Annotated in this window: 17 protein-coding genes; all 17 read right to left on the bottom strand. The window is 33.7% G+C overall.

What is annotated here, in order from left to right; translation table 11 throughout:
• Positions 1-314: 314 nt before the first annotated feature.
• On the bottom strand, positions 315-3,206 hold the full coding sequence (locus EL247_RS02820) for a DEAD/DEAH box helicase family protein (RefSeq protein WP_126441961.1): 2,892 nt from the start codon (positions 3,204-3,206) through the stop codon (positions 315-317).
• Entirely contained in the window at positions 3,206-4,201 is a 996-nt protein-coding gene (locus EL247_RS02815) for a virulence RhuM family protein (RefSeq protein ID WP_126441960.1), read from the bottom strand. Before EL247_RS02815 ends, EL247_RS02820 begins: the two co-directional genes overlap by 1 nt.
• Entirely contained in the window at positions 4,194-5,999 is a 1,806-nt protein-coding gene (locus EL247_RS02810; RefSeq protein ID WP_126441959.1) for an ATP-binding protein, read from the bottom strand. Before EL247_RS02810 ends, EL247_RS02815 begins: the two co-directional genes overlap by 8 nt.
• Position 6,000: 1 nt before the next feature.
• Positions 6,001-8,364: a DNA methyltransferase gene (locus EL247_RS02805; RefSeq protein WP_126441958.1), complete on the bottom strand. Its 2,364-nt coding sequence runs from the start codon at positions 8,362-8,364 to the stop codon at positions 6,001-6,003.
• Positions 8,365-8,375: 11 nt separating this feature from the next.
• Complete coding sequence (locus EL247_RS02800) at positions 8,376-8,717, bottom strand: DUF4156 domain-containing protein (RefSeq protein ID WP_065826941.1); 342 nt, start codon at positions 8,715-8,717, stop codon at positions 8,376-8,378.
• Positions 8,714-10,153 (bottom strand): saccharopine dehydrogenase family protein, encoded by a 1,440-nt coding sequence (locus EL247_RS02795; RefSeq protein ID WP_126441957.1) that lies wholly within the window; start codon positions 10,151-10,153, stop codon positions 8,714-8,716. The genes EL247_RS02800 and EL247_RS02795 overlap by 4 nt, the downstream gene beginning before the upstream one ends.
• A gap of 53 nt (positions 10,154-10,206) precedes the next feature.
• Positions 10,207-10,734 carry an HdeD family acid-resistance protein gene (locus tag EL247_RS02790; RefSeq protein WP_005022571.1) on the bottom strand — a complete coding sequence of 176 codons (528 nt, stop codon included), beginning with the start codon at positions 10,732-10,734 and terminating at the stop codon, positions 10,207-10,209.
• Positions 10,735-10,798: 64 nt separating this feature from the next.
• On the bottom strand, positions 10,799-11,284 hold the full coding sequence (locus tag EL247_RS02785) for a FixH family protein (protein ID WP_054195539.1): 486 nt from the start codon (positions 11,282-11,284) through the stop codon (positions 10,799-10,801).
• Entirely contained in the window at positions 11,284-11,865 is a 582-nt protein-coding gene (locus EL247_RS02780; RefSeq protein WP_166666950.1) for a TPM domain-containing protein, read from the bottom strand. Before EL247_RS02780 ends, EL247_RS02785 begins: the two co-directional genes overlap by 1 nt.
• Before the next feature lie 114 nt (positions 11,866-11,979).
• On the bottom strand, positions 11,980-12,183 hold the full coding sequence (locus EL247_RS02775) for a DUF4006 family protein (protein WP_005022567.1): 204 nt from the start codon (positions 12,181-12,183) through the stop codon (positions 11,980-11,982).
• A gap of 12 nt (positions 12,184-12,195) precedes the next feature.
• The gene (locus EL247_RS02770; protein ID WP_054198359.1) at positions 12,196-13,077 is read right to left on the bottom strand and encodes a c-type cytochrome; all 882 of its coding nucleotides are present in this window, start codon (positions 13,075-13,077) and stop codon (positions 12,196-12,198) included.
• Positions 13,078-13,296: a cytochrome c oxidase, cbb3-type, CcoQ subunit gene (locus EL247_RS02765; RefSeq protein ID WP_005022564.1), complete on the bottom strand. Its 219-nt coding sequence runs from the start codon at positions 13,294-13,296 to the stop codon at positions 13,078-13,080.
• 2 nt (positions 13,297-13,298) lie between these two features.
• Entirely contained in the window at positions 13,299-13,982 is a 684-nt protein-coding gene (gene ccoO, locus EL247_RS02760) for a cytochrome-c oxidase, cbb3-type subunit II (RefSeq protein WP_005022563.1), read from the bottom strand.
• An 11-nt stretch (positions 13,983-13,993) separates the two neighbouring features.
• Positions 13,994-15,460 carry a cytochrome-c oxidase, cbb3-type subunit I gene (ccoN, locus tag EL247_RS02755; RefSeq protein WP_005022562.1) on the bottom strand — a complete coding sequence of 489 codons (1,467 nt, stop codon included), beginning with the start codon at positions 15,458-15,460 and terminating at the stop codon, positions 13,994-13,996.
• Positions 15,461-15,628: 168 nt separating this feature from the next.
• The gene (locus EL247_RS02750) at positions 15,629-16,570 is read right to left on the bottom strand and encodes a KpsF/GutQ family sugar-phosphate isomerase (protein WP_126441955.1); all 942 of its coding nucleotides are present in this window, start codon (positions 16,568-16,570) and stop codon (positions 15,629-15,631) included.
• A 10-nt stretch (positions 16,571-16,580) separates the two neighbouring features.
• Positions 16,581-17,882, bottom strand: a complete 1,302-nt coding sequence (locus EL247_RS02745) for a Na+/H+ antiporter family protein (RefSeq protein ID WP_054195535.1) — start codon at positions 17,880-17,882, stop codon at positions 16,581-16,583.
• Positions 17,876-18,796 (bottom strand): damage-control phosphatase ARMT1 family protein, encoded by a 921-nt coding sequence (locus tag EL247_RS02740; RefSeq protein ID WP_104745877.1) that lies wholly within the window; start codon positions 18,794-18,796, stop codon positions 17,876-17,878. Before EL247_RS02740 ends, EL247_RS02745 begins: the two co-directional genes overlap by 7 nt.
• Positions 18,797-18,809: the final 13 nt, after the last annotated feature.

Below are 18,809 nucleotides of genomic sequence, written 5' to 3'. Positions count from 1 at the left end.
TCCAAGATTTCTTGTCGTAGAACTTGTAAAAATAAGAGATTACAACATAACTAGCATAACTTAATTTACAAAACCTATTCACAAAAATCCTTTGAATCGCTCATAAGACAAACATTCTCTAAGCTTCTTTATAAAAACAAATACCGTCCTTCACACACAAAGCCAAGCTCTTGCTAAATAGTTTCATTAAACAAATCGCACAATGTTTCTAAAGTTTGCAAATCTGCTTCAAAATTTGAAAAAATATCTAAAATAAAGCCCAATATACTTCGTATTTGTAAGACATTTGATGCAAAAAAGAATGCAAACAACACTTACTTCACTATCTCATCAATAATTTCTTTTACGCTGCTCTTTTTGTATTTTTCAAAGCCTATAAATTCCCCCACATTTTTATTATAATAAAAAAGATAAGTTTGAATCTTTTTACCTCTATATAAAAACTCCTTGTCTTTAAATATATCCTCAAAGCCCTTTATTTTATCTCTTGGATTTACCTCTCTTGTAAGCCCCTTTGGGTCTATGAAAATGATTGTATATTCTCCATTTTCTTTACTTTTAAACCAAAATATGAAGTCTGGATAAAACTTCCGCTCACTTTGTGCCTCATTATCAAAATATGGGATATAAATAGTATCGATATTTTCTACAAGTTTAGAAAAGCACCATTCGTATTTAATAAGTTCTTTAGAATCTCTTTGCAAAAACTCCTCTAAATCTTGTAAAAACTCCTTTTCACTCTCCTCATTTATTGCAAAATTTATCTTAGAATCTCTATCGTTTTTATTATAGATAATAAGCGGATTATAATAATGTTCTCTTAGTTTTGCACTGATTTGATAAGAATCAATAATCCTACTTTGTTTTTTAGCTTCAGATTCTAAAATAACTGGGATATATTCCTCTGCTACTCCCTCTTTTTGCAAATCCTCTCTTGTTTTTAAGGCTTTATACACATTGAGAGTTTTTATAATCCCATTTATCTCATTTGCAAAACTTTCTCCCAAAGTGGTTTTAAAGCTTTGATAATGATTGATTTCATCGCTTAAATCTACAAATTCTTTAAGCTCTTTGTTTCTAGCATTTAAGATTCTATGAATATGGCTAAAAGTCTTATTTTTATCAAATTCTTGAAAATCCCCGTATTGGATAATTCTCTCGCTTTTATCGTCTAAAAAATCTTTAATTTCCCTTAACGTGTCATAGCTACATTCTTTATGTATCACGCATTTGCTAAGAGTTAAGACATCTTCATCAAAGCTTTTTATATATTCCCCTAGCGCCTCTTCTTCCTTTTTACCAATTTTATATCTTCTCTCTTTAGATTCTGTATTTTTATACTTTGGAGTAGGAAGATGGCTTAAGATGTTTGTCTTTTTAAAACCTTTTAGTGGATATTGAGTAATGAAGCTTTCAATCTCTTCTAAAATATATTTAATAGCCTCATTATCGCTCGCTAAGATAAACAAAGTCTCTAGCCCACAAGCAAGATTATTTAAAGTCTGCCTTGTGTTATACTCATACATCTCACAATATCGCATTCTCTTTCGCACATTAGAAAAAGGCTCGATTCTAACACCTCTACCGATAGTTTGCAAAACATATTTTTTAGCATTTTTGCTGCCAATGTTGATAAAATAAATGAGATTCACACGGTTGCTATCCCAGCCTTCGCTAAAGACTTTGCTCCCAAGCATAATGTTAATGCTTGAATCGCCCTCATTGATATGTTTAAAATAACTCTTTTGCAAATCCTTAAAGCTCTCTACTTCAAGCTCTAATAAATGCTCTTTCTCCCATTTTTTAGCCTCTGCAATATTAAGCAGCATAAAAGGCTCATTGGCATTCTTACTTTTAAAAGCTAACTCTTTTTCATTTGCCCTAAAGCACTCTAGGTGTGATGGCTCACTCGCATAAAAGATGTGTTCCCTCACATTTTTAGAATCTGTATTTTTCACATATTCTAAAAACTCATCGCTTAAAACATCTTTTGCAAAATATAGCTCTTGATTTTTTAGTTTTTCATACAGATTTTTGGCTATCTCTTGTATATCTTTATCTTCTTTTAGAATCTGTAGTATCGCTTTAAAATACAGCTTTATCCCAGCATCTTGGGTATTGACCTTATCGGATACTGCGATGATTAAAGGATTATGGTATTGTATATTTGAGATACCAAAGTCCCTAGCCTTACACAATAACTCCTTTTTACTTTGCTTCATAGCACTAAAAAGTATAAAGCCCTCGATGATTCTTGCTATTCTTTCATTCTCGCTATTTTCCTTGCTAAAGGATTTGAGATTAGAATCTAGCACAGCGATATTCTTGCCATATCCATCATTATTAAACTTTTCTAAATTATAATTAAACGCACAAGTAAGAAAATCTAGCTCATCGCTAAAAGTCGCCGAAAAATTAAAAATAAAGCCCCTAGAGTAGCCATTATAAGAGTAGCCCTCATACTCCCTAAGTCTATCCCCGCAAGCTATCTCATTGATGTAATATTTTCTGATAGATTCCTTGCTATCACCTCTATGAGCTTCATCTAGCAAGATATACCAACCCTCGTTATTGCAGTAGTTTTTGTAATCAAGTCTTTTGGCACTTTTATCTTTGCCCACATTTTCTGCACAATCTAGCAAATCACTCCTAGCGATAAAAACGCTAGTTTCTCCCAATAAACTACTTTGTGTTGCACTCTCATATTCTCTAAGTTCTTTGAGGGTGATGAAATCTGCATTGTGATTATTGTATTTTGTTACATTGTCTTTAAATTGTGCTAAAATCGTATCATTTGGAGCAAGTAGCATTATGGGCTTATTTGGAATCTTTTTCTCTCTCACTGCCTTACCCAAGAGTGAGAGTAGCTTTATCATCACTATGCTTTTGCCACTGCCTGTCGCCATCCAAAAGGATGCACGGTTAATCTCCTCTTTTTCTAGCTTACAATCTTTGTATTGTTCTTTATAGATTCTATAAAGCTTTTCGCCTCTAGTTTTTATATAATCAGAATCTTTATAGCACATATATAAGTCTAAGGCTATAAGGGCATTTTGCAAACTTGCCACTTGATAATCTTGCAAAGCAATATCCGCACTAAAGCTTTTTAAATCATAGTTTTCATAGCCTTGCTTATATTCTATCCTTTTTTCATCGCATATTTGCTCAAGAAGCAAATGTTTTTTTATGCTTGTGTGCTTTGGCATTATCTATCCTTTAGAGCCTTGTAAGTTTTTTCTAGCATTTTTTCATCTTCTAAATCAGCTTTGATTCTTGTTTCTTCTTTCCTCTTTTTATCAAAAATTTCATATCTTTGCCTTACGACTTGCTCCATTTTTTCATTGGAAATGCTACCATTGCCCTTTAATATATCCTTACCTTGAAAGGTAAGCAGACTATCCACATTTTCTTTCCAAAAATCCACAGTCAAAGTTTTATTGTCCCTTACTCTAAGCTCTGCTGATTCCAAAAAGACATTGACAAGCCTATTTAAGCTATCTAACTCATCTTTAGAAAGATAGTTTTTAGCGATGATAATATCGCCCTTTCGCACCTTAGTCCCTTTCCAAGAAGTAAGCCCCATATTTGGCTTATTAGGATTAGCCCTATTGTAGATAATTTCAGCCGCAGTTTGTTTGGTAATGGCATATAAAAGCTTGTTTTGCGTATTGGCAAAAAACATTTGTGTAGCCTTATCACTAGAATCATAATCTACACACAAAGCAAATAAATCTCTTATCTTTTGATAAAACCTTTTCTCACTAGCTCGTATATCTCGTATTTGCTCTAACAGCTCATCAAAATAATCCGTTCTGCCATTTGGATTTTTAAGCCTATCGCTATCGATGATAAAGCCTTTTTGTAGATAGCTCTTTAAGTGTTCATTAGCCCAGATTCTAAACTGCACACCCCTTTTGCTTCGCACTCTAAAGCCAATGGCTAAAATCATCTCTAAAGAATAAAATTTTACTTTATATCGTTTGTTATCTTTAGCAGTTGTCAAGTATTCCTTGACAACTGAATCTGCATTCAATTCACCTTCTTTAAGAATATTTGCGATATGCAAACTTACATTTTGCTTTGAGGTGTCAAAAAGCTTTGCGATTAAATCCTGCGTGAGATACACACTCTCGCCAAACTCATAAAGCTCGACTTTTATTTTTTTATCTTGCGTGGTGTAGAGGATTAGATTGTTATTCATTGTCTAAATACTCACCTTGTAAAATATCTAAAAATAACTTGTTTCTATTTTCTGCATCACATATTAACGCTTCATAATCAAGAAAATTCATAATCATATTATTAGCTTTATTGTATTTATAACAAATTGGAAATGCTGCACCTGTGTAAATAGTATTATAATCGTCTCTTGACAAACTTTCTAATACTTCATCATCAAATTTTAGAAAACCATAAGCCCAAATTCTTATATTTGTCTTGGGATACATTTGATGAATAAAGGAAGCATAATCTCTAATTTGACTACTAGCCTCCAAAAAGTAAATTTTATCTTCTTTGGGTCTTTTAAACTCTATGAGCAAAATATCAGTTATTTTGTTTTTGTCATAAGTGTTTGAAATAATACTTAATATATCAGGTCTTTTTAATTTATCAAGATTTTTTAAATGGTTATGTAAATTTGGAAAAATTTCCTTTATGTGTATATCACTAAAAATTTTATCATAACTCATAAATCTATCATCAAAAAGCCAAATATTATTTGTTTTATAGTTTTGTTTTTCATCTTTCGTATGTTGAGGCATAAACAAATCATGGACTTCTTTTTCAATGCTTTTATTCTTAACAGATTCTCTTAATTGCTGAATCAACCTATTTCTATCAAAAACATATTCTGCTAACTCTGCTTGGGTTACTTTGCTTAATTTTACTTCATAGTCTTTATCGTTCTTATTATTTTCATTTCTTAAAAATATCTTATCATTTTCAAATTCTTTTTTTGCATTTTTTTGCATTTGTTCTATATTTAATTCATTACTATTGTCAAAATATGCACCAAGATAAGGAAAGTTTTTAATGGCTTCTTTTCTATTTTTTTTTATAGTTTTATCTATATCAAAACCATTTTCTTTATAAATTTCTTTTAATTGTATATCCAATTCATTATGTATATCTTCCCAGCATAAATCTTGAAATTGCAATGCACTTTTTTGCTTAGGGTAAATTAACAACTCATTTCTTTCATTACTTACATTTTCATTAAAATATTCACCCTCTAAAATAAAATATATTTTAAGTTCATTATCTTTAAATAAATTATATTTTTTTTCATTTTCTAAATCGGAGTTTTTAGATACCACTCTCTTATCTGCAACATAATATCCTTCATTATCCAATTCTTTATTGCCATATGCATATGTTAGGGTAAAACTATATTTCCCAATGTTAAATTGTTTTTCTTTAAAGGTTGGTGTTTGATTGCTTAAGATATTATATTTTAATTTATTATTATTATAAACTTTTATTTCAATAATTTGCTTAGCATCTTTATGTAGCAAAAAATATGCCAAAAAATGCTCTCTGATATCTTGCTCTAAGTCACTAAAATTAATACAAAGATCCTCTCTTGGATTTGAAAATAATATTTTAGTTTCGCTATTGCTTGCTTTTCTCTCCTTCTCTACACCATTAACATTAAAGCTAAATTCTATATTCTTGCTTTTTATATCAATATGTTTAAAAAGTTTTAAGTACACAAACCTACCCACCCCCTTACATCCCAAAGAAATTTTATGCTTACTACCATATTCCTTAAACGATTTAAGGTTTTCTTCATTGAATCCATCACCATTATCTATAATCTCTATTTTATCTACATATGGTGGTATTTTTTCTCTATCTTCATATAGATTACGAGAGTAGATCTTTATCTCTATTTTTGTAGCCTTTGCTTGTATTGAATTTGTAATGGCTTCAAAAAAAATATTATTTAATTTGATATTTTTTAAATTATCAACAACTCTCTCAATATTTACTAACATTTCACTTCTCCCACCAGATTAGATTCATTAGCTTTGGATATTTGCATAAATCTACATTATCACTAGAAACTATACCGCCATTGTCAAATTCCGCACATTCTATGCCTTTAGAATCTAAAAAGAGTCTTTGTATCTTTAGCCCTAAAACATTTGCCATAGTATGCAGTATATCAAAATTTTCTCTATACCCGCTCATATCTAGGCTTATAGTCTCGCCTTTATTTAGGGCTTTTATGAGTTTTCTTGATTTGCGGTAGTCAATGATTGAATCTTTATCTAGCACATATTCACATTGTTCTAGCGATTCTTCATAGCTTTCAAGCTCATAGTATCTAAAGGCACCACCGCCTTTAAATTCTACTTCTTTGCTAATCCCACTTACAAAACCACCGATGACCTTTTTCATTCTAGGAATGATGACTTTATAAAAATGCTCTCCCATTTCCACACCTAGCCATTTGCGTCCTAGTTTGTGTGCAGTAGCGATTGTTGTGCCACTACCTAAATGATAATCAAAGATTATAGAATCTATGTGTGAAGAATTTAAAATTACTCTTCGCATTAAACTTTCTGATTTTTGAGTTTGAAATTGTGAATACTCATTTACACCACTAATTAATGGTTTTGTAACATCGTGATCCCAAACATCTCTGACAAAAGTTTCAGTCTCATATTGATTAAACAAAAGTTCTTTAAATTTATCAGGAAAGGTTTTTCTATTTATTAAACATTGTTTTAAATATTCTAAATCTTTATTTGAAAGCTTGCTTAAATCAGGCGTTATGACCTTTGTATCCATAAAAGGTTTTAAATATTTTTGCTTTTCTTTTTCTGTATAAAAAATATATTTATTTTGTTCTGGGTTGGTTTTTGTATAAATAAAAATAGTGTCGTGTTTATTCGGGTAAGCATTTCTTTTGATTCCTTGTATCCTATAAGCATAAATAATTTCATTTAGTAAATTTTGCTCAAAAATGTTATCCAGCAATATCCTTCCATAGTAATTAGCTCTATAATCCAAGTGTAGATAAAAACTTCCTCTATCACTTAAAAATTCTCTTGCTAATTCTAAGCGATTTTCCATAAGGGTAAGCCAAGTAGAATCTTGGAATTTATCTTTATACTCAAAGTCGCTCCCTGTGTTAAAAGGCGGGTCGATGTAGGTTAAATCTACCTTATTTTGATACTTTGGCAGCAAGGTATTGAGGGCTTGGAAATTATCACTTTTTATCAGCTCACCATTGAGGGTAGATTCTATATCATTAAAAGAGCTTAGAATCTTGTATTTTGTTGTTTTACTAAAATGCTTGGTATCAAGGGGTAGAAATTTATACTTTTCATCACTAATATTTTTGATTTCAAAATATTCATCTACTAGCTTTAGCTCCTGCCATTCTTTGATTTGTGCCTTAAAACCCTCATCGTTGATGATAGAATCTAATAAGGCAGAATCTATCCTATCAAGGCTAAAGACATACTCCACTTTCTTAGCAAACTTTGGCTTACACCAAATAGCTTTTAGCTCATCTTCAAAATCCGCTATGTAATCAATAATGCTAAAGGCTACTTTTTTAAGAGTATTTAACTCTTCAATTTTCTCTTGTCGCCACTGCGTAATATCATCTAGCACATAGTTACATAGCCATAGATTAAACTGCTCTTGTAAAAAGGCTCTTGCGTTTTTATGGATAAAGAAGTCGATTTCATTTTGCCTTTTATAAGAGCTTAGAATCTTTTTTATTTCTTCTTCTCGTAGCTGTATTTTCTTATCTTTTAGGGATTTGATAAATTCATCACTTAAATCACTGCTATTTTGTTTAAAAACATTAGGGAGCTCTTTTAGGCTTTCTTTATCATTTAGCACATAGATTCTTATATTTTCCTCTATTGCAAATTTAAAAATAGCCTTGTTTTTAGCATTATCGGCATTTGGGATAAAATGGCTTGTGTCAAAGATGAAAGTGTGTTTGGAATCTTGGCTTGTAATCTCTGCATCATGGTAGAGCGTGTCGGATTTGACATAGTAGAGATTCTGTGTTTTATAAAAAAGGCTTGTGTCTTTTGAATTAGTATAGACTTTGGCATAGATGTTTTTATGCATCGGTGTATCGTAGAAAAAGGGTGTGCCTGTCTCGTTGAGATAGCTTGAAAAGAAATTATAGAGCTTAGTATAGATTGAATGGTTTAGCTTTTCTTTCTCTAAAAGATTCTTAATATGCCCAAAATATTTTGATTTCATTTGCAATAAATTGATAAAGCCACTCTTTTGTATCTTGTCTGTATTAAATAGGTTTTGAGTATCCTCTATTTGCACTCCAAGATACATAGATTCTAATTGTGAAAAAAAGGCTTGTTTGTAATCCATGATGCTACTCCCTACTTATTCTTTAAACCTTTGCAACTATATACCTCTCCTTCTATTATATATTCTGTAGAATCCCAAAATGAATTCCATCCCTTTTCCATATTCAAAATATATAAAGTATCTCCATCTAATCTTGAAGCTTTATTTTTTAAATCATTGAATGAAGATTCTCTCAATTCCAATAAACTCATAGATCCCATAGTATCAACTTTTTGTCCAATTTCTCTACCTAATATTTTGCAATTTAATGGCTTTTCATATAAAACGTTTATATTATAGGCTTTAGGATCTAACTGTGTTTTGGGTGTACAGGCTACAAAGATTATATTAAAACAAAATAATAAATATCTCATTTTCTTCCATCCTCTAGCACTTTTCTCTCGCCTTTAGAATCTATCTCACACACCACATATGGGAGTCCTTGTTTGTTTAGCTCTGCCATAAATGGATCGGGATCGTTTTGCTCCATATTCCACACACCACCACCATTATTAGAATCTATCCCTTGATATTCTCCGCCTTTTGGCATATCGCTATTATCTGCGTTATTTGGTATTTTTGTAGCTCCTACGCCCCACTTACCCTCACATATCAACTTCGCTCCTATCATTGCTGGCACACCGGTAGTGTAACTAACGCCTTGTGCATTTACCTCTTTATAACAAGCTTCGTGGTCGCAAATGTTGTAAATATAAATGGTTCTTTCCTTGCCATCTTTCACGCCCTTTATATAGCAGCCGATGTGTGTTTGTCCTTTGGTGCGGGGCGCTAAGGAAGCTGGGTCTGGTAAAAGTGTCTTTAGCACTTGGATAGGCACGATTTTTTGTCCATTATGCTCCACCTCATCAACACGCAAAAGCCCGACATTTTCTAGGCATTTCATATGCGTTAAATAACTCTCGCCAAAAGTCATAAAAAAGCGAATTCGCTTCAAGCCCTTGATATTGCGGATTAGGGATTCTAGCTCCTCGTGATATAAAAGATAGCTATTTTTCACGCCTACTTCTGGGTATTCCCACTCCTTCATAAGTGCAAGAGGTGCTATATCTTTCCATTCTCCTCCAAAATAGCTTTCATTTTTTAAATCCTGCGTGTTGGATTCTAGTTTAAAATGCTTTTCCTCTCGCTCAAATTTGCGATAAATGGCGTCCTTTTTTAAGTCTTGATTTAATGCCAATTTATCATCTTTTGTCCAAAATCTTGCCTTTGAGCTAACTTCTCGCAAATTAATCTCTGGATTAAAATTCGTAGCAAAGGCATAGCCGTGATCTCCTGCATTACAATCCAAAATATCGATAGTATGTATCTCATCAAAATAATGTTTTTGCGCATAGGCACAAAAGACATTCGTAACTCCCGGGTCAAATCCGCTGCCCAAAAGGGCAAAAATCCCTGCTTGTTTATAGCGTGTATCATACGCCCACTGCTCTTTATACTCAAAGTGTGCAGAATCTGGATGCTCGTAGTTTGCAGTATCAAGATAATGCGTTTTGGTCTGTAAGCACGCCTGCATAATGCTTAAATCCTGATAAGGCAAAGCCACATTCACCACCAAAAAGGGCTTATACTTTTCTATCAACGCCACGATTTCATCGACATTATCCGCATCAACACTATCTATCTCTATCTCGCCTAGCCCCTTAGCACGGATAGAATCTGCTATCGCTTGACACTTTTTGATATTACGTGAAGCTAAGATAATGCGTGAAAACACCTCTTTATTCATAGCCATTTTGTGTGCTACCACACCGCCAACGCCACCAGCACCAATTTGCAAAACACAAGCCATTTTCTTTTCCTTTCTCTACAAAACTAAATCAAAATTTAAAAAATCAAAAACAATCAGCCAAACAGCTTTTTGCTGCCAAAACCAAGCCACAGTGAGATAATCCCAAAAAACAACACCATTAATGCAATCATAAAGCCAATTGTAACGCCACCAACAGCGGGATTAGCGATGAAAATCACGGCAATTAGAATATTCAAAAGCGCAATAAAAAAAGTCATTCCCCAACCAAATCCTAGCTTTTTGAGTTTAAAGGCATAGCCAATTCCCAAGATTCCTTTAAACAAAATCATAAACGCTACAAAAGCGACAATAGCTAGCGAAGTGAAGTCAATTCCATTCCAAAAGAAAATCCAAGCAAATAAGAGATTCAAAAGTCCATCAACCAAAATAAACTCTGCTCCCCTTGCTTCCCTGGCATAGAAATAATAAATCACATTACTAAGCCCACCAATAAGCAAAAATATCGGTAGCAACACTGCAAACCCCACAAAAGTCTCAAGTGGCATCAAACAACCAAAAACGCCACTTGCAATCATTACCACACTAAACAACAACCAAACCACATAGCTAAAAAACTTCATTTTCTCCCTCTCTTAAGCTCTTGATTCTACACTTTTATTCAATCCAAAATTCAATCAAACCGCTCTACTTCACCAAATATTCTTGCATAAGACAAATAGAATCTTCTCCCACTTCCACATAGGCTTCCACTTGCCAACGCCCCTGTTTTTTGACTTCAAAAGCAGGACTTTGATAGATTCCATCCACCAATTCACCCGCTCCAAGTTTTTGATCTTCTTGTGTGGTGTTTGGACGCGTCAAAAAGAAAGTTATCTTTGCATTATTTTGTATTTTTTGATTCTCCAAATTTTTCACCCTCAAAAAAGCCATTTTAAATTCATTAATACTTTGCTCTTTTGCCCCTTCAAAATTTATAGCATATTGCTTTAAAAAAGCCTGTCTTTTTTGAGTGATTGCATTAATATTTTCATCTACATATTGCGAGTCCATTCCGCACATTCCCTTCATCTCTACAGGATTTGTCAGTGCAGTTTTGATTGTTAAAACAATCAAACCCACCACCACCATCGCCAACAAAAAAATTCCAATAGGCCAATAATTTTTATTCATTATTTTCTCCTTAAATACACAAAAACAAACAAAATCAATAATACAAAAAGCATCACATAAAGAGCTGTTCTAACTGCGATTTGTATTCCTTTGTTTTGCTTAGGGAAACTATGCTCAAGCTGGACTTGATAATATTCTGCTATTCTATCTGCGATATCCACAAGACCATTGAGCAAAAATGCAGAGATTCTTTGGCTATTTAATTCTTTATCTGAAGTAGGTATCAATGGGACAATATAATCCCAATAAACTTCTTTTTTGTCAAATACTTTTTCAATATCTTGACTGACAAGAATATCAATTTTTTTTTCGGCTTTCACAAAAAAAAGCAACACATAGGGAGCTTTTAATTTTTCAAGATAAGTTTGTTCTTTCTCCTGAAGATTCACTCCATTTAAACCCTCAAGAGCAACAACATACATTCTTACACCTGTTTTTTCATAGACTTCATCTGATAAAATCTCAATAAAACCTGTTGTTTTTTCCACCAACTGGTGCTGGTTTTCCAATACATAAGGCTGTGCAAAAATACAATTCAAAAAAAATAGGGAAAAAATCCCTATTTTCAACTTTGACAACATTCTAACCAACAAAAAGAAGCATATCTGGGATAAAAACTACTGCAATAGAAGCAATAATTGCAACAATATGTGCTGCAAAAAGAATTTTTTCCAATCCACTATATTTTGTCATCTTTACTCCTTTGCATTTTGAAAGTGTTGAGCGTTTTCAACACTTTTCATTTGTATGCTATTTGCATTTTCAATCACATAAGGATTATTAGCTTCTGCTTTTTGTGTAATAACTGCTGTATATCCCAATCCAAATACTACTGCAAGCAATAATACAACAGCTATAATATAACCACCTAGCCCATTAATTCCAAATAAACCATTCATAGCACAATCTCCTTAATTTTTATCCGAATAAATAAAATGTCCTAGAGCTTCTTTTTGAATGTCTGTAAACATTTGATTTTTAAAGGAAGGCATAATACCAATGTGTCCCTTCTTGCCTTTTTCCAAAACTTCAGCTACAAATGATGGAGTTCCATACTTGCTTAAATCAGGTGCCATTCCACCCATTCCTTTACCATCTTCACCATGGCAAGCATTACAAGTTGCAGCCTCATAAAGTTTTTTACCCTTTTCTACCAAATCTGGATATTTTGTTTTCTTAACCTCAGAAATTTCAGCCATTACATAAGCAGCTACTGCCTTTTTATCTTCTTCTGTGCTCAAAACACCCGGAGCAACTTCTTCAATAGGCAACATATCTCCAAGCATATAACCTAATCCTTTGCTTCCTTGGTCAATAACAGTAATAATCCCTTCTTCTCTACCCCACTCAGCTAGATTTGCTGCTGTACCATTCATACCTTCAGTGGTAATTCCGTGGCATTGTGAGCATTGAACCAAAAATAGATTCTGTCCCATTTTGACCAAAGTAGCTTCATCGATATTTTGCCATTTTGCCTCAAACTTTGCATTATAAGCTTTTACCTCTTCATTGTATTCACCAATTTGGGAATAAGAATTCAAAGGATATCCAACAAACCAATACCATAATCCCCAAATTATAAGCACGAGATAAGTTACACCCCAACCAATTGGAATATCATTTTTAAACTCTTTAATTCCATCCCAATCTTCACTTGATAAATCACCTTCTGCTTTGCTATTTTTCATTTTCTTGATATAACCACCAGCAACAAAAATAGTCAAAACCAGAATCGCCACAGCACCAAGCAATCCAAGCTGATTGATGCTATCGCCTAAGTTAAACCATTCCATTTAGCTCTCCTTCTTTTTATCTTTATTGCTTCTTGCTTCCACCAAATCATCATTCAAATTATCATCTAAAGCCAACCTAGCATATTTTTCATAATCAATTTTCCCAGATTTTTGGCTTTTATACAAATGATAAATATATCCATAAAGCAAAATTACTAACAAAATCGTAATAGCCCAATATGCATAACCTTGAATAATTCTTATAGTTTCGTAATCCACAACTAATTAGCCCTTCTTTTTTGTCCCAAGCTATTAAGATAAGCAATCAATGCTACAATTTGCTTAATCTCCCCTCTCTCCAATGCTGCCTTAATCTCTGGATCCTTCATATCCTCAGCCAAAACTTTAGCTTCTGCTAAAATTTCTGCTCTAGCAGCCTCTAAATCTCCAAGTTTAGGATTCCCCTCTGTATCATAAGGCACTGCAAAAACAACTTTTTGGGTGTAAGCTTCTGCATATGCTGTATCTACATCCACATTCTTTTCATACAAATGTGCATACGCAGGCATAATAGAGCCCGGAACTACAGAAGCTGGATTTAACATATGCTCTTCATGCCAATCTGTTGTCCTATAATCACCTACGCGGTGCAAATCTGGACCTGTCCTTTTAGAACCCCACAAAAATGGTCTATCATATGCATATTCACCACTTAAGCTATAAGCTCCATATCTGTCAGTTTCAGCTTTAAATGGACGAATTAACTGCGAATGACAAGCATTGCAACTCTCTGCAATATAAATCTGACGACCTGCTGTTTCTAATAATGTATAAGGTTTAAGATTCTCCGTAGGACGAGATGCTTTTGCAAAATCTGGCAGAATCTCAACCAATCCAGCAATAGAAAATACCAATAAAAAAACTACCGTAAAGAAAAACGGATTTTTTTCCAACCAATGAAACATTCAACCCTCCTTTACGCTGCCATTGGAGTTGCATAGTTAGGTTCTTTTTCAAGCTCTCTACTTGCAACAATGGTCATAATAATATTATAAGTAAATATAATAAATCCAATAAGATACATTGTTCCACCTATTGCCCTAATTGTATAGTAAGGGAATAGCACAGTTACAGTATCAATAAATGAATAAGCCAAACTTCCAAATTCATCTGTTGCTCTCCACATCATACCTTGTGTGATACCCGCAATCCACATACTTGAAAAATAAAGAATAATGGCAATGGTTTGAATCCAAAATTGAATATCCATAAGCTTTTTAGAATAAATTTCTCTTTTAAACAATCTTGGAGTCATATGATAACAAGCTGCTATGATTGTAAATCCAACCCAGCCCAAAACACCATCATGAACATGCCCTACAATCCAATCTGTAAAGTGTGCTAAAGCATTAACAGATTTGATAGATTGAATTGGACCTTCAAGAGTTGAAAGCATATAAAAAGTTGAAGCAAGTATCAAAAACTTAATCAAAGGTGATTCTTTTAATTGATGCCATTGTCCCTTCATAGTCAAAAGCATATTTACAGCTGTTCCCCAAGAAGGTAAAATCAACACGACAGAGAAAATTGAACCCATAGTTTGCATCCAATCAGGAACAGTAGAATAAATAAGGTGATGGCTACCTGCCCAAATATAAACAAACATTAATCCCCAAAATGAAAACAAAGTCAATTTATAAGAGAAAATAGGCTGTCCAGATTCTTTTGGCAAGAAATAATAAATCACCCCAATAATCCCTGAAGTAAAGACAAAAGCAACAGCATTATGACCAAACCACCATTGCACCATTGCATCATTTGTCCCTGCATACAAAGAAATAGAATTCCATACAGAACCAACTCCTGAAACAAGATAAGTTGGGATAGATAAATTATTAAAAATATAGAGTGCAGAAATTGCGACAAAAGTAGCGATAAAATACCACAAACTAATATAAATAGTTTGCTCTCTTCTTACCCCCATTGAACCAAAGAGACTAACACCCCACAAAACCCAAACAACAACAACTAATAAGTCCAATGGCCAAACAAGCTCTGAATACTCTTTTGATTGAGTAAGTCCAGCAAATAAACTCACAACTGCCAATGCCATCAAAACAATATATAGCACAAAATGCAAATATCCGATAAATTTCAAAAACGGATGCTCATTGTAAGATATTTTTAATACCCTTTGACCCAAATAATACCAGGCTGCCCAAATACCGCTCAAAGTGAATCCATAGATAATTCCATTTGTATGTAGCGGTCTAAGTCTTCCAAAAGTCCCAAACTCTCCAGCTAGATAGTTAAGATTTGGAAATGCCATTTGAAAAGCGATAATCACGCCCAACAATAATCCAACAATACCAAATACAATCGTTGCAAAAAGAAATAACTTTGCAATGGAGTAATCATACTCTAATGCAGGGTTTGATTGCATATCTACTCCTTCTTTAAGATTTCCCTAGAAATATTTTAGAGAACTTAGCATTTTATAAGAAAAAAAATAATTAAAAGCTTAAAAAACAACAAATGGTAAATGAAAAAATAAAAACAATGAAGATAGTCTCCTATCCCCACTTTTGAAGAATCTTTAGAATATGTGCAATTAGATTCGCCCTACTTCATACAATTGAACAATCCCCACAACTTTCTCCCCCTCCATTACAACCAACTCTTTAATTTTTGATTCCATCATTAAGGATTCTGCTTGGGTTGCCATTGCATCGCTTTGAATCGTTTTTGGCTGTTTTGTCATAATTTCAGCAGCATTAGAATCAAATTTATCATCCATTAATGTACGCCTTAAATCCCCATCTGTGATAATTCCAACCAAACGCCCATTATCCAAAACCAAACACACTCCCAACCTTTTACTTGTCATCTCTGTAATTAAATCTTTAAAATTAGTTTCCAAATTTACAATGGGCAATTCTTTAGAAACCATAATATCTTTAACTTGTGTGAGTAATTTTCTACCCAAACTTCCTCCGGGGTGAAACATTGCAAAGTTTTCAGGCTTAAATCCCCTAGCTTTCATCAAAGCCACTGCAATTGCATCTCCCATAGCCAAAGTTGCCGTTGTAGAGGAAGTTGGTGCAAGCTGCAAAGGGCATGCTTCTTTTTTGACTGCAACATTCAAAAAATATTTCCCTTCCTTTGCCATGGTAGATTTTGGATTCCCACTCATTACAATTAGTGGTATCTCCCTCTTTTTGATAATAGGGATAATACGCAAAATCTCTTCACTTTCTCCAGAATTAGAAATAGCAATCACCGCATCTTCTTTTGTAAGCATTCCTAAATCTCCATGCAAAGCCTCTCCGGGATGCAAAAAGAAACTTGGAGTCCCTGTACTTGCCAAAGTCGCTGCAATTTTTTCGGCAATATGCCCAGATTTCCCCATTCCAGTAATCACACAATGCCCTTTAAGTTTCAAAATACATTCAACAACAGCATTGAAATCCTCACTTAACTGCCCTTTTAACTCTAAAATTGCCTCTGATTCTATCTCAAAAACTTCTTTGGCTATTTCTATAAAATCTTGCATTTAAAACTCCTTATAATAACATTGCGCCAATCATTCCACCAATCAACAATGGAATATTGTAAGCCAAAAATGTTGGGACACAAGTATCCCAAATATGATTATGCTGCCCATCTGCATTCAAACCAGAAGTAGGACCCAAAGTGCTATCAGATGCTGGACTTCCAGCATCTCCCAATGCTCCTGCAATACCAACAAGCAAAATAATTGCTTCTGGACTAAAGCCCAATTTCAAGGCTAAAGGACAATAAATTGCAGCAATAATAGGCAATGTCCCAAAAGAAGTGCCAATCCCCATTGTTACTAGCAATCCTATCAACAGCATCATCAATGCACCACCAAACTGCCCACCAGAAAGCGAAGAAACTGCCTCAACAAGAGATTCAATGGCTCCTGTCTCTTTTAACACATTCCCATACCCAGCAGCCACCAACATCACAAATGCAATAAATGACATCATTTTAAAGCCATCTTCCATAACAATATCAACATTGCTCCATTTAATCGCCCCAAAAACAATCATAACCAACAATCCAGCAAGCCCACCAAGAGGCAAAGAACCCTCTACAATCTGCACCACAAAAGCCACAATTGCCCCAAATAAAACCCCATAATCTTGCTTTTGCATTTTAGGATTGTCCAAATGTTTTAAAACATTTTCTTCTAAAAAAGTATTTTGGTATTCCCTAGGCTTCTTATAAAATACAAAAATTGCCAAAAGTAAGCCTACAAGCATGCTCACTCCGCCAATCCACATCACACTTGAAATATCATTCAAGCTAACATTAACTCCATTTTGCACCAATTGATCCCTCAAAATTGTATGAAAAATCAAACCAAATCCAACACTAAAGCTCACATAAGGTGCTTTCAATCCAAAAGTCAAAGCACAAGCAACCGCTCTTCTATCAATTTTCAAACGATTCATCAAAGGTAAAAGCGGAGGAATAAGAATGGGGATAAAAGCAATATGCACAGGAATAAGATTCTGCGAAAAACAAGCAAAAAAAGCAATAAAAAGACAAAACATTAAACGGCGATTTTGAATAAAATTTGCAATATAATGAATCAAAATAGGGGTAAGATTCGTCTTAGAAATAGCACTTGCTAAAGCTCCCAAAAGAATATAGCTTAAAGCAGTTTCCAAATTTCCAGACATTCCCGCTATTAAAGTATCAATGCTCTTTTCTACGCCCAAACCAGCCATTACTCCCGCCACCAAAGCAGAAATCAAAATCGCCAATAACACATTCAATTTTGCCAAACAAAGCACACTCATCACAAGAATAGAAACCACAACAGGATTAGTTAGCATACCAAGCCTTTATGCAAAATATAAGGGGATAGCAATACAAGCTCCCCCAATTTTTTATTTAAATAATCTGCAATCACATTGCATTTAATTTTAAAAAGAAAAAATATTCTAGAATCTTCTCTAGCTATTTTCTCTATTGATTCAAAATTCCCCATACCCTTTGCAAACACCAAATCCGCCTCTTTAAATATTGTTTGGGATTGAACATTCGCCAAGGGATAAATAAACCCCGGACTTGGCACTCCACTATCCACCACTTCACAAAGAGCAAAAAGCCTAGAATGGCTATTTTTAAGATCATTCAAAGTGATATCATTGATAATTTCCATTCCACGAACAAAATAAAAAATTTGCATTTGCGGATAGCAATCTTTCAAAACTTCTATCAAAATCTCATCTAGCTCATTTTCTCCCGCATTATCCCCAATATAAACAAGCTTTTTAGTTTCCCTCAAACGCTCCAACAAAGCCTCCAAATGAAAATAAGCAAAATCTGTATGAAAAATTTTATTGCTTTCTTCTTCTATATCATAAGAATGTTCTGCACCATAATCTATAACATTTCCAAGAACTGCACAAGAAATAGCAAAAGCCAATCTATCTTCCTTTGGCATAAGAGCCATTCTTTCAAGCAATTTTTCTTTGATTTTTCTTGCTTTTCTTATGCTTTGTTTTTTAATTTCGCTATAAGGTGCATTATTTTGCGAAACTTGTGAAATTTTATCATACAAGACAACTGCCAAAAGCGTAGGTGGAATCTCTATATCTTCCCCAAAAACTATACCAAATTTTTCTGCAAAAAATGCAAGAACTTCCTTTTGGTAATTGTCCAAAACTTTTTTACTCTCTTGCCCAATCAATTCCATCTCGCAAAAATCGACATTTTTAGCTGTCCTTATGGCTTGTTTTGCCAAACACTCCAAGCAT

Source organism: Helicobacter pullorum (assembly GCF_900638355.1).
Classification (GTDB): Bacteria; Campylobacterota; Campylobacteria; order Campylobacterales; family Helicobacteraceae; genus Helicobacter_D; species Helicobacter_D pullorum.
The sequence above is the reverse complement of the archived record's forward strand: the minus strand, read 5'-3'. Positions and strand labels throughout refer to the sequence as shown.